This is a genomic window from Aureivirga sp. CE67 (genome assembly GCF_015767245.1).
In the GTDB taxonomy this organism is placed as follows: Bacteria; Bacteroidota; Bacteroidia; order Flavobacteriales; family Flavobacteriaceae; genus Aureivirga.
Genome location: NZ_JADOTV010000001.1, coordinates 108,374 through 120,106 on the forward strand (window position 1 = coordinate 108,374; position 11,733 = coordinate 120,106).

General features: G+C 29.4%; 12 protein-coding genes. 9 read left to right on the plus strand and 3 right to left on the minus strand.

What is annotated here, in order from left to right; genetic code table 11:
* The first annotated feature begins 168 nt into the window (after positions 1-168).
* Positions 169-1,137: a zinc metalloprotease gene (locus I0K12_RS00535; RefSeq protein WP_196884950.1), complete on the plus strand. Its 969-nt coding sequence runs from the start codon at positions 169-171 to the stop codon at positions 1,135-1,137.
* 92 nt (positions 1,138-1,229) lie between these two features.
* Here I0K12_RS00535 and I0K12_RS00540 read toward each other — a convergent pair whose 3' ends face one another.
* On the minus strand, positions 1,230-2,228 hold the full coding sequence (locus I0K12_RS00540) for a hypothetical protein (protein ID WP_196884951.1): 999 nt from the start codon (positions 2,226-2,228) through the stop codon (positions 1,230-1,232).
* 269 nt (positions 2,229-2,497) lie between these two features.
* On the opposite strand from I0K12_RS00540, the gene I0K12_RS00545 reads away from it, so the two are divergent.
* The 8 genes from I0K12_RS00545 (at position 2,498) to I0K12_RS00580 (ending at position 10,040) form a co-directional block, all read left to right on the plus strand.
* Positions 2,498-3,070 carry a TetR/AcrR family transcriptional regulator gene (locus tag I0K12_RS00545; RefSeq protein WP_196884952.1) on the plus strand — a complete coding sequence of 191 codons (573 nt, stop codon included), beginning with the start codon at positions 2,498-2,500 and terminating at the stop codon, positions 3,068-3,070.
* A 98-nt stretch (positions 3,071-3,168) separates the two neighbouring features.
* Positions 3,169-4,311 carry an MBL fold metallo-hydrolase gene (locus tag I0K12_RS00550; protein ID WP_231372671.1) on the plus strand — a complete coding sequence of 381 codons (1,143 nt, stop codon included), beginning with the start codon at positions 3,169-3,171 and terminating at the stop codon, positions 4,309-4,311.
* Positions 4,312-4,711: 400 nt separating this feature from the next.
* Complete coding sequence (locus tag I0K12_RS00555; protein WP_196884953.1) at positions 4,712-5,758, plus strand: o-succinylbenzoate synthase; 1,047 nt, start codon at positions 4,712-4,714, stop codon at positions 5,756-5,758.
* A 19-nt stretch (positions 5,759-5,777) separates the two neighbouring features.
* The gene (locus tag I0K12_RS00560; protein WP_196884954.1) at positions 5,778-6,689 is read left to right on the plus strand and encodes a CPBP family intramembrane glutamic endopeptidase; all 912 of its coding nucleotides are present in this window, start codon (positions 5,778-5,780) and stop codon (positions 6,687-6,689) included.
* Positions 6,690-7,000: 311 nt separating this feature from the next.
* Positions 7,001-7,759 (plus strand): adenosylcobinamide-GDP ribazoletransferase, encoded by a 759-nt coding sequence (locus tag I0K12_RS00565; protein WP_196884955.1) that lies wholly within the window; start codon positions 7,001-7,003, stop codon positions 7,757-7,759.
* On the plus strand, positions 7,749-8,315 hold the full coding sequence (gene cobC / locus I0K12_RS00570; RefSeq protein WP_196884956.1) for an alpha-ribazole phosphatase: 567 nt from the start codon (positions 7,749-7,751) through the stop codon (positions 8,313-8,315). The genes I0K12_RS00565 and cobC overlap by 11 nt, the downstream gene beginning before the upstream one ends.
* Complete coding sequence (locus tag I0K12_RS00575; RefSeq protein WP_196884957.1) at positions 8,308-9,459, plus strand: ABC transporter substrate-binding protein; 1,152 nt, start codon at positions 8,308-8,310, stop codon at positions 9,457-9,459. The genes cobC and I0K12_RS00575 overlap by 8 nt, the downstream gene beginning before the upstream one ends.
* A 26-nt stretch (positions 9,460-9,485) precedes the next feature.
* Complete coding sequence (locus I0K12_RS00580) at positions 9,486-10,040, plus strand: 3'-5' exonuclease (protein WP_196884958.1); 555 nt, start codon at positions 9,486-9,488, stop codon at positions 10,038-10,040.
* Positions 10,041-10,094: 54 nt separating this feature from the next.
* Here the strand turns inward: I0K12_RS00580 and rpe are convergent, their stop codons facing one another.
* Positions 10,095-10,748: a ribulose-phosphate 3-epimerase gene (gene rpe, locus I0K12_RS00585; protein ID WP_196884959.1), complete on the minus strand. Its 654-nt coding sequence runs from the start codon at positions 10,746-10,748 to the stop codon at positions 10,095-10,097.
* Between the two features lie 90 nt (positions 10,749-10,838).
* Positions 10,839-11,702 carry an RNA polymerase sigma factor RpoD/SigA gene (locus I0K12_RS00590; RefSeq protein WP_196884960.1) on the minus strand — a complete coding sequence of 288 codons (864 nt, stop codon included), beginning with the start codon at positions 11,700-11,702 and terminating at the stop codon, positions 10,839-10,841.
* Positions 11,703-11,733 lie beyond the last annotated feature (31 nt).

Sequence of the window (11,733 nt, forward strand, 5' to 3'; positions counted from 1 at the left end):
TCACTTATTGGATTTAACAGTATTTTTACACTTTTTAAGATAATTTTTTATTTTAAAATAAGTAAAAATCAATATTCATTACATTTTTCATATTAAAAGTTAAACTTCTTTTAGCAGTATTTATTTTATATAGATTTGAAGCACGAAAACTAAGAAATCTATTTATTTATGACGAAGGCAAAATGGTTAGTATTAACATTGTGTATGTTAGTACTAGTTTCATGTGAAGATGAACAAAAGGACGAAATAGCATTACCTGAACAAACAGAAGAAACTGTAGAACATAGAAATTGTTTGACAACAGAAGTTTTAGAAAAAGAAGCTTCTGAAGATCCTACAATTTTACAACGTATGAATGCTATTGAAGATTTTACACAAAATTATAGAAAAAGAGAAAGATCAGAATCTGAAAGAAATTCTTTAATTTATGTTCCTGTGGTAGTACACGTGGTTTATTCAAATTATACACAGAATATTAGTTATGATCAAATTCAATCTCAAATCAATGTTTTAAACAGAGATTTTAATTTATTGAATGATGTTTCTTCAATTCCAAGTGAATTTAGAGACGATGCAGCTGCATTCAATATGTATTTTTATTTAGAACAAATTATTCGTGTACCATCAAACAGAGCTTCATGGGGAGATTCTTCAGATATCAAACATTCTAACAGAGGTGGTTCTGATGCTTGGGATACTTCAAGGTATTTAAATATTTGGGTAGGTAATATTGGTGGTGGAATTTTAGGTTATGCTCAATTCCCAGGTGGAAATCCTGATACGGATGGAGTGGTTGTAAGTCCTCAGTTTTTTGGAACTACTGGATATGTTCAAGCACCGTTTAATTTAGGAAGAACTACAACACACGAAGTTGGACATTGGTTAAATTTAAGACACATTTGGGGAGATAGTAGAAATTGTTCTATTGATGATTTTGTATACGATACTCCAAGTCAAAACACACCAAACTACGGATGTCCAAACTACCCAACATACCACTGTAACACATCAGATATGTTTATGAATTTCATGGATTATACAGATGATTATTGTATGAGTATGTTTACAAAAGGACAAAAACAAAGATCTAGAGCTTTATTCGCCAATGGTGGAGCTAGAGAAGGTTTTGTTAGATAAGAACATTAATTCTAATTTTATATAATTTATCTCAAAACAAAGCCTCATTTTTTCAAATGAGGCTTTTAGTTCAACTTATAAAAACTTATATCCTATTGATAAGGATTATAAACATATGAAGAGCTAAATGTTCCAAGATTATTGAAATAATCATTTGTTAATGCAGCAGGATCTGTAGCAATAATTCCTGTTCCTACATTATCATTTCCATCATTCCAATTCCATGGTGCATTCGCTTGTCCATTACTTGTTTTTGTGTTTGGAAAATAGGCTCCGTTAATTAAAAATTGTGAATTCCATCTATGATCCCAGAATCCGTTTGGTTCAAAAATATCAACTAATTTATATTTTACATGTTGGTCATAAGGACTTGAAGGGTATTCTGAAGTTGTTAAACTTGGGTAATATTTTACATAATCACTTCCTCCTGGTTTTAAAGTAGGATACGTTTTGATTCCATGTCCTTTTGCCTCCTGAGAAGTTATTGCTCTATAAGAACCAGCATAATATTCTGTATCGCAAATTCCATCAATATCTTCATTTCCATTTGTAAGTGGACTTCCGCTTGGTTTAAAAGAATAAAAGTTTAAGTGGAATACGGTAACAATTCCTTGTAAAGTTCCATAAGTAGAACCATCTTTTTTAATGATATGTAAAATTCCTTCTAAATCATTTTCATGCTGATCTAAACTATAAAGGAAGAAATTATCTGTCCAATCTCTTGGGTGAAAGAAAGAATAAACTACATAATAATGTGTAGAAGTTTCTGAAACAGAATAATAACAAACCGCTTTTGCTTGAGAAGCTGTAGAAATATTATTCCAATTGTTAGAAGAATTCCAATCTCCATCAAAATCAACAGCTGTAACATAATCTGATACACCACCTAAACTATATTTTCCTGTTCTGTCCACATCCTGAATGTGAATTGGTGCATGATGAAATGCTACATTAGCCCTATGATTAGACCTTAATAAAGTCTCTGTATCTGGAGTTACTTCTCCTTGTTCATAACTTTCATCTTCTTTTGTACAATTAGTAAGCAAAATGCTTACAAATAATAATAAAACTAGAGTAAATTTTGTTTTCATTATTTTAAATTAAGTATTTAGGTTAAAATTTTCAACTCAAAATTCATTTAAAAGAATATTATAAACATTAACTACTTATTACTAAACTGTAAGCCAAACATTACTAATCAATTGATTTTTAACATGTAAAATAAATTTAAATTAACCGACTTTAAATTTGAATTTAATATTTTATAGTGAATCCTTTTTTTTAATCTCAATAAACTTATTTTTTAAAAATTAACATTTTTTTATTATCGAATATTTATTCGATTATATACATTTGCAATATGAAATTAAAAGATGAAGAAAAAAGAATTCGAATAAAAAATGAGACGATAAATATCATTTTTGAAAAAGGTTTTGCTGGTGTAAAAATGGCAGAGCTTGCAAGAAAAGTTGGAATTTCTCCATCTACACTTTATGTGTATTATAAAAATAAAGAAGATCTGATTGTTTCTATTTGTAGTGAATTAATCAAAGAACAAATGAAAAAAAGTAAGCAAAACATGAATGAGAATTTATCTTTTAAATTACAATTAAAATCTATCTGGCTACATTGGGTAAATTTTGGTATAAATAATCATAAAGAGATGAGTTTTTTGACACAAGTAAAACAATCTCCTTATTATCAAAAAGTACCTCAAGATATTCGTGATGATAAAATGAAAGCAGGTATTGGTTTGATTGAAATGGGAAAAGAAGCTAAAGAATTAAAAAATATTGATACTGGAATTATTCTTGGAATCATAGATGCGATGCTAAAACAAACTATCTTTTTCGTTACATCTAAACAATTATCTATTAAAGAAAAAGATTTAAACATGATGTTTGATATTACATGGAATGCTATTAAACATTAAAAAAATAATTCAAAATACATTAATTAATATAAAACTTTAAGTAATCAGGGAACACTTGATTATTTTTTAAAACAATAATCGAATAAAAATTCGGTAATATGAGAATAAAAAAAATCCTGAAGAAAATGACACTAACAATTTTAGCCATAATAACAATCGTTCTTGTTATTGGTGTTTTATTTATAAACTTAAGTCCACAGTTTGGAGGAAATATTTCAAAAGAACAAAAATTAGCCTTTGAAAAAACTTCAAACTTTAAAGAAGGAAAATTTCAAAACCTTGGAAAGGTTGATGTAAACATGGGAGGAGAAAATTTTAGAAAAATGTTCAAAGAATATTTCTTTAAAAAACATCCGAATACAAAACCAGAAAATAGCATAAACGTACAGAAAGTAGATTCTATAGAAATTGCAAATCCTCAGAAAAACGTAAATGATATTATTTGGTTTGGACATTCATCTTTCTTGATTCAAATGGAAGGAAAAAATATTTTATTAGATCCTGTTTTTAGTGACGTACCAGCTCCTCACCCACTTTTAGGAAATAAAAGATTTAATGAAGAATTACCAATTATTGCGGAAAAACTTCCTGAGATTGATATGGTAATTATTTCTCATGATCATTATGATCATTTGGATTATGAAACTATTAAAAAAATTAAACATAAAGTAAAAAAATTCTATGTTCCACTAGGTGTAGGAAACCATTTAAAAGCTTGGAAAGTGGAAGAAGAAAAAATTAAGGAATTTAATTGGTGGGATACAATCACTGACGAAAATATCACTTTGGTAAGTACGCCTGCACAGCATTTTTCTGGAAGAGGATTGTTTAATAGAAACACAACTTTATGGAGTTCTTGGGTTATCAAATCTCCTTCTAAAAACATCTTTTTCAGCGGAGATTCTGGATATGGAGATCATTTCAAAGAAATTGGTGATAAATACGGACCTTTTGATTTTGCAATGCTTGAATGTGGACAGTACAATAAATTATGGAAAGAAATCCATATGTTTCCAGAAGAAACAGCACAAACAGCTGTAGACTTAAAAGCGGAACAAGTAATTCCTATTCACTGGGGAGCATTTAAATTAGCAATGCATACTTGGACAGATCCTATTGAAAGATTCATTAACAAATCTAACGAACTTGGTGTAAAAGTAACCACTCCAGAAATTGGAAGAAACTTTTCTCTTGATTCAACAGAATTACCAAAATCGGATTGGTGGAAGAATGTAAAATAAATTAAAAATGGTTTGTAAACACAATACATCCACGAGTTTTGTGTTTTATATAATGTAAGAAGTTTTACTACATTTTTACAGAATTAAACCATTATCAAACCTTAGATATAATTTCGATTATATTCAAAAAAAACTCTAGTACTTCTACTAGAGTTTTTTGTTTGGTTAAGTTTAGTTTTCCGTTGGTTAATAGTTACATTAACACATCAATTGTTTTTTAATACAATCTTAGTTTTAAATTACAAATTTTTAAGCATCTAACTCTTAAATTTAAACTTTATTTTAAAATTTCTATTTTGATATTTAAAAATCAACTTAATTTACAAGTTTTCATAATCAGCCTTTTTTTGTCATAATTTCTGAGTATTTTTAATATTTTAGCTCCTAAAACATTCAGATTTTGAAAGCAATTTACAAGAAATATATTCTAAACTTTAAACAAGCCAGTGGAACCTCTCGTGGAATTCTACATACAAAAGAAACTTTTTTTCTTTATTTAATTGACAATGAAAAAAGAGGAATTGGAGAATGTGCCGTTTTTCGAGGATTAAGCGCAGATGATCGCCCAGATTATGAATTAAAACTTCAATGGGTTTGCGAAAATATTCATTTGGGTAGAGAAAAACTTTTGGAAGAATTATACGAATTCCCTTCCATTCAATTTGGAGTAGAACAAGCTTTTCTTTCTTTTGAAAATGAAAATATGTTTCATCTTTCCCCTTCTAATTTTACTTCTGGAAAAGAAGCAATCAATATCAATGGATTGATTTGGATGGGAGATAAAAAATTCATGAATCAACAAATTGAAGATAAAATCAAAGCAGGTTTTACAACAATTAAAATGAAAATCGGAGCTATTGATTTTGATACCGAAATTGATCTTTTACAAAGTATTCGAAATAATTTTTCGGTAAACGATATCGAGCTTCGTGTAGATGCAAATGGTGCTTTTTCTCCTGAAGAAGCTTTGACAAAATTAGAAAGACTTTCCAAATTAGATATTCATTCGATAGAACAACCAATCAAACAGGAACAATGGATTCAGATGGCAAAACTTTGTAGAGAAACGCCACTTCCTATTGCCTTAGATGAAGATTTAATCGGTATTTTCTTTAAAGAGGAAAAAGAAATTATTCTGAAAGAGATCCAACCTCAATATATTATTTTGAAACCTAGTTTAGTCGGTGGAATCAAAGGTTCTGATGAATGGATTGAATTAGCCGAAAAATACAATATTGGTTGGTGGATCACTTCTGCTTTAGAGAGTAATATTGGTCTAAACGCCATCGCTCAATACACTTATGATTTACAAAACAAAATGCCACAAGGACTTGGAACAGGAGGTTTATTCACTAATAATATTGCTTCTCCTTTAGAAGTAAAAAATGGTGCACTTCATTATAATAATTCCAAAAATTGGCATTTAGAAGATTTATTCTTTAATTAATAAAATAGAAAATAAGAAAATGAATTTTATACAAACTGGTAACTCTGGTAAAAATGATTGGTGGCTTTATGTTTTTACTGTTTTAATTGTAATGCTTGGAACTCAAATTGGTTCTATTCCCTTAATGATTGTTGCTTTTTTTAAAGCGGGTGATACTCAAACTTTCTATAATGCTGCTTTAGATAATTTTGGAAGTTTAAATATCAATAAAAATCTTTATTTAATATTGATGTTATTAACCTTCATTATTGGGTTTATTTTACTTTTATTTTGTGTTAAATATTTACATAAAAAAACTACTACAAGTATTATCACATCTAGAAAAAAAATAGATTGGAAGCGTTTTTTCTTTGGAGTTTTCACTTGGGGAATCATTTCTGTTATAACTATTACTTTAGGAATCATTCTTTCACCAGAATCTTATGAATGGAATTTTAAAGCTGGACCTTTTTTCACTTTATTATTGATTTCTGTTTTATTAATTCCAACCCAAACTTCTCTAGAAGAGCTACTTTTTAGAGGGTATTTAATGCAAGGTTTTGGTCTTCTTTCTAAAAGTCCATTTTTTGCTTTAGTGCTAACTTCTACAATTTTCGGATTATTACATTTATCAAATCCTGAAGTTGCTAAAGTTGGAAATTGGATTATGGTCTATTATATCGGAACTGGTTTTTTCTTTGGAATTGTTACTTTAATGGATAAAGGTACTGAATTAGCTCTAGGAATGCATGCTATCAATAATATTTTAGCCTCTGTTTTTGTTACAGCAAACTGGACAGTTTTCCACACAGATGCTTTGTTTATCGATTATGCAGAACCATCTCTTGGAATCGATACTTTTCTTCCAGTGATTGTTTTATACCCACTTCTTATTGTGGTTTTTGCTAAAAAATATAAATGGACTAATTGGCGAGAGAAACTAATTGGTTAAACCAACGAATATTCAAAAACTCAAAAAAGTCGAAATCAAAATATTATAAATCTGATTTCGACTTTTTTTATCTTCTGTTTCTTTTCAAAATAATTAATTAAATCTTCTTTTGTAAAAATTAAATCAACCTTCGAAAATCATACGAATACAATTTAAAACCTGAAATTTTTCACAATGACATGAAAATAAAATATGGTTCTAATTTTGAGCTGTTAAATCTCTAAAAAAATATACTTTTGTCAAAATATTAAATTCTTTCTAAATCTTTGGGTTAAACTATTTTTTTAGAAAGAAATCACAAATCAATTTTGATGAAAAAAGAACTAGATATTTTCTTTACAGCTTTAATGTTTTTCACTAGAATCCCATGTCCAAAATGGATCGATCATTCTAGTGAAATTCTGAATAAAAGCACACGCTATTTTTCGATAATAGGTTTTATTGTTGGTGGTATTTCCGCACTTATTTTCTATGGTTCTAGTTTTCTTTTTCCAACTTCTATTTCTATCATCATCAGCATGATTAGTTCAATCTGGATTACAGGAGCTTTCCATGAAGATGGGTTTGCTGACGTCTGCGATGGGTTTGGAGGTGGCTGGACCAAGGAAAAAATCCTAACAATTATGAAAGATTCTCGCTTGGGAACCTACGGAACTGTTGGGCTTATAGGAATTTTAGCATTAAAATATCTAACTCTATCTCAATTCTCATATAATTGGATTATTTTTGCAATCATTTCTGGACATATGATTAGTCGTTTTTTTGCGACGGGGATAATTTATTTCCTTCCTTATGTTCAAGACATAGATAAAAGTAAAGTAAAACCTTCAGCAGACAGAATGCCTTTTTCTTCGCTTTTTGTAAATGCAATTTTTGGTATCGGAAGTTTATTTTTATTCCAAGATTTTAAAATTTTCTTGGTATTAATTTCGATGACCATTGCTACTTATCTTCTTGGAAGATATTACAAAAAATGGATTGGCGGACATACTGGTGACTGTGCTGGTGCAGCGCAGCAGATTAATGAAATAGTCTTTTATCTTTCAATAATAGCAATTTATGGAAATTAAAATAATACGACATACAACTCCAAATATTGAAAAAGGCATGTGTTATGGCCAAAGCAATATTGGTGTAAAAAATACATTTGATGAAGAAGCTGAAGTGGTTTTAGAAAAAATCGGTTCTGTTTCTGATTTCAAAATTTATAGCAGTCCTTTGAATAGATGTGCTTTATTGGCTCAAAAGATTAATCCAAATTTTACGGTATCTAGAAAGATTTTAGAAATGTTTTTTGGAGATTGGGAGTTGGTAGCTTGGGATGAAATTCCTAGAGAAATCTCTGATCCATGGATGCAAGATTTTGTAAACACAAAAGTTCCAAACGGAGAATCTTATCTAGATTTACACAAAAGAGTTACTTCTTTTTTCGATGAAATTGTTGCTAAAAATGAAAATGCTGTAATCGTTACGCATTCTGGAGTTATTCGTAGTATTTTATCTCATATAACAGATTTAGATTTAAAAGATTCTTTTTCATTCGAAATTCCATACGGATGTGTTATTTCTGTTTTTTATGAAAACGGAGAATTAACTACAAATTTCAAACTTCAAGAATATGCTTAAAAAAATTATTCCATTTTTCTTAATTGCTATTTTTAGTGCTTTAATTTTAATTTCTTGTGAATCTAAAAAAGAAGAAAAAAAAGAGGTACAGAAAGAAATAAAAATTGCTCCATCTAACATAAAATACGCAGAAGGTTTTCAATTAGAATCAATTGAAAATGTGCAAAAACTTACTATTTCTTCACCAAAATCTGAGAAAAAAGAAACTTTTGTTTTAGCAAAAAAAGGTGTAGAAATTCCAGAAAATTTAAAATCATATACAAAAATTGAAGTTCCTATCCAGAAAATTATTGTTACTTCTACAACACATGTTCCGATGTTAGAAGCAATCAATAAAGAGAGAACTTTAGTTGGTTTCCCGAATACTTTTTATGTTTCTTCAAAGAGAACTCGTGCTTTGATCAACGCTGGAAATGTAAAAGAAGTTGGAAATCAAGCTGAATTAAATAGTGAAAAAGTTTTAGATCTTTCTCCAGATATTTTAGTTGGTTTTATGGTGGACAATGAGCCAAAATCGTACACAACAATTCGTAGAGCTGGAATTCCGATTCTTTTAAACGGAGATTGGCTTGAAGCTTCTCCGCTAGGAAAAGCAGAATGGATTAAGTTTTTTGGAGCTTTATATGGAGAAAATGATTTCGCGAATAAAGTTTTTAATAATATTGAAACAGAATATCTGAAAGTAAAAGAATTAGCAAAAACAGCGAAAAATGTTCCAACGCTACTTTCTGGACATATGTATAAAGATATTTGGAATCTTCCTGCGGGAGAAAGTTATGCAGCTGTATTTTTTAAAGATGCAAACACAAATTATTTATGGAAAGATTCAAAAGGAACTGGAAGTTTATCTTTAAATTTTGAATCTGTTTTGGATAAAGCTAAAAACGCTGATTTTTGGGTTGGTGCAGGAAGTTATACTTCTTACGATGAATTAGCAGAAGCTAATAAACATTACACAGAATTTAATGCATTTAAAAATAAAAAGGTATATTCGTTTGGAGCAAAAAAAGGAGAAACAGGCGGATTATTATATTATGAGTATGGAATGCTTCGTCCTGATTTGATTTTAAAAGACATTGTAAAAATTACACATCCGGAACTTTTAGAAAATTATCAAAATACTTTTTTTGAACCTTTGAAATAAAAATATGTAACAAAAAAAATAAAACTATGAAATATATTGTCTTCGATTTAGAAGCAACTTGTTGGGAAAAAGCAAATGGGAGAAAACATGAAGTGATTGAAATTGGTGCTGTAATGGTAAATGAAGAAAAAGAAATTGTATCTGAATTTGTACAATTTGTAAGACCGGGTAATCAACCAATTTTAAGTGATTTTTGTACAGAACTAACTTCTATCACACAAAAAGATGTAGAAAATGCTCCATTTTTTACAGAAGCAATCGAAAATTTCAAAAAATGGATTGGAACAGAAACAGAAGATTACGTTTTATGTTCTTGGGGATTTTTTGATAGAAACCAATTAGAAGCAGAATCAAAACAAAAAGGTTTAAACTATGATTGGGTACAAAAACATATCAGTATTAAACATCAATATACCGATGTTAGTTCTGCCAAAAGACACATGGGAATGAAAGGAGCTTTAGCTCGAGAAAAATTTTCATTAGAAGGAACACATCATCGAGGAATTGATGATGCAAGAAATATTACAAAGATATTTTTAAAATATTTTGACCAATGGTCTATAACTGAAAAAACTGTTTAAGAGAAATCCTAAACAGTTTTTTTATGTTTTATTTAAAAGCTTATTTCAACAGAATTAAGCTAATTCTTTTAATCTTTTAATAGTCTCCGAAGGATTTTCACTACCAAAAACAAAACTTCCTGCTACAAAAGCATTTGCTCCTGCTTCAGCTAATTTTTCGATATTTTGATCTGTTACTCCACCATCTACTTCGATAATTAATTCAGGATTAGCCTCGTTTTTCATCTCCGTTAATTTCTGAATTTTCTTATAAGTAGCTTCAATAAATGATTGTCCTCCAAAACCAGGATTTACACTCATAATTAAAACTAAATCAATTTCTGAAAGAATATCTTCTAAAACAGAAACAGGCGTGTGTGGATTTAAAGAAACTCCAACTTTCATTCCTTCCGCACGAATAGCTTGGATTGTACGGTGTAAATGTGGACAAGTTTCGTAGTGCACTGTAAGAATATCTGCTCCAACTTCTTTGAATTGTTTGATATATCTATCTGGCTCTACAATCATTAAATGTACATCCATTGTTTTTTTCGCATGCTTATTAATCGCTTTGATTACTGGCATTCCGAAAGAAATGTTTGGAACAAAAACTCCATCCATCACGTCAATATGAAACCAATCAGCTTCACTATTATTAATCATCTCAATATCTCTCTGTAAGTTTCCAAAATCCGCAGATAATAAAGATGGTGCTATATATTTTTTCATAAAATTATAATGTTGTGTTGTATGCGCAAAAGTAATTTAAATCAAAATAATTTCCATAAAAAAACTCTCGAAAAATCGAGAGTTTATATTTTAACCTAAATAAGTTTTTAAAATCTTACTTCTAGAAGTATGTTTCAATCTTCTGATTGCTTTTTCTTTAATCTGACGAACTCTTTCACGAGTTAAATCGAAAGTTTCTCCGATTTCTTCTAATGTCATTGGGTGATTTCCACCTAAACCAAAGTATAATTGAATAACATCACCTTCTCTTGGAGTTAATGTTTCAAGAGCTCTTTCAATCTCTACTCTTAATGATTCGTGTAATAAATCTTTATCTGGATTTGGAGATTCTCCTGAACGTAAAACGTCGTATAAGTTTGAATCTTCTCCTTCGATTAATGGAGCATCCATTGATACGTGACGACCAGAATTCTTCATAGATTCTTTTACATCACTAATAGACATATCTAATTTTTTTGCGATTTCTTCAGCAGATGGCGGACGCTCATTTTCTTGCTCTAAGAACGCATACATTTTATTAATCTTGTTAATCGAACCAATTTTGTTTAATGGTAAACGTACAATTCTTGATTGCTCAGCTAGAGCTTGAAGAATCGATTGTCTAATCCACCATACAGCATACGAGATAAATTTGAATCCACGAGTTTCATCAAATCTTTTTGCTGCTTTAATTAATCCTAAATTTCCCTCATTAATTAAATCTGGTAATGTTAACCCTTGATTTTGATATTGTTTGGCAACAGATACTACGAAACGTAAGTTTGCTTTTGTCAATCTTTCTAATGCAACTTGATCTCCAGCTTTAATACGTTGTGCTAATTCTACCTCTTGTTCTGCAGTAATAAGATCTACTTTACCAATTTCTTGTAAATATTTATCTAATGATGCAGTCTCTCTGTTCGTTACCTGTTTAGTAATTTTAAGTTGTCTCATCTAAATTTATGAAGGATTTAATTTTAACTTT

What these genes read in the sequence shown, in the direction of transcription:
- I0K12_RS00535 (WP_196884950.1), top strand. Translation starts at nt 169, where the DNA reads ATGACGAAGGCAAAATGGTTAGTATTAACATTGTGTATGTTAGTACTA.
- I0K12_RS00540 (WP_196884951.1), bottom strand. Translation starts at nt 2,228, where the DNA reads ATGAAAACAAAATTTACTCTAGTTTTATTATTATTTGTAAGCATTTTG.
- I0K12_RS00545 (WP_196884952.1), top strand. Translation starts at nt 2,498, where the DNA reads ATGAAATTAAAAGATGAAGAAAAAAGAATTCGAATAAAAAATGAGACG.
- I0K12_RS00550 (WP_231372671.1), top strand. Translation starts at nt 3,169, where the DNA reads ATGAGAATAAAAAAAATCCTGAAGAAAATGACACTAACAATTTTAGCC.
- I0K12_RS00560 (WP_196884954.1), top strand. Translation starts at nt 5,778, where the DNA reads ATGAATTTTATACAAACTGGTAACTCTGGTAAAAATGATTGGTGGCTT.
- I0K12_RS00565 (WP_196884955.1), top strand. Translation starts at nt 7,001, where the DNA reads ATGAAAAAAGAACTAGATATTTTCTTTACAGCTTTAATGTTTTTCACT.
- cobC (WP_196884956.1), top strand. Translation starts at nt 7,749, where the DNA reads ATGGAAATTAAAATAATACGACATACAACTCCAAATATTGAAAAAGGC.
- I0K12_RS00575 (WP_196884957.1), top strand. Translation starts at nt 8,308, where the DNA reads ATGCTTAAAAAAATTATTCCATTTTTCTTAATTGCTATTTTTAGTGCT.
- I0K12_RS00580 (WP_196884958.1), top strand. Translation starts at nt 9,486, where the DNA reads ATGAAATATATTGTCTTCGATTTAGAAGCAACTTGTTGGGAAAAAGCA.
- rpe (WP_196884959.1), bottom strand. Translation starts at nt 10,748, where the DNA reads ATGAAAAAATATATAGCACCATCTTTATTATCTGCGGATTTTGGAAAC.
- I0K12_RS00590 (WP_196884960.1), bottom strand. Translation starts at nt 11,702, where the DNA reads ATGAGACAACTTAAAATTACTAAACAGGTAACGAACAGAGAGACTGCA.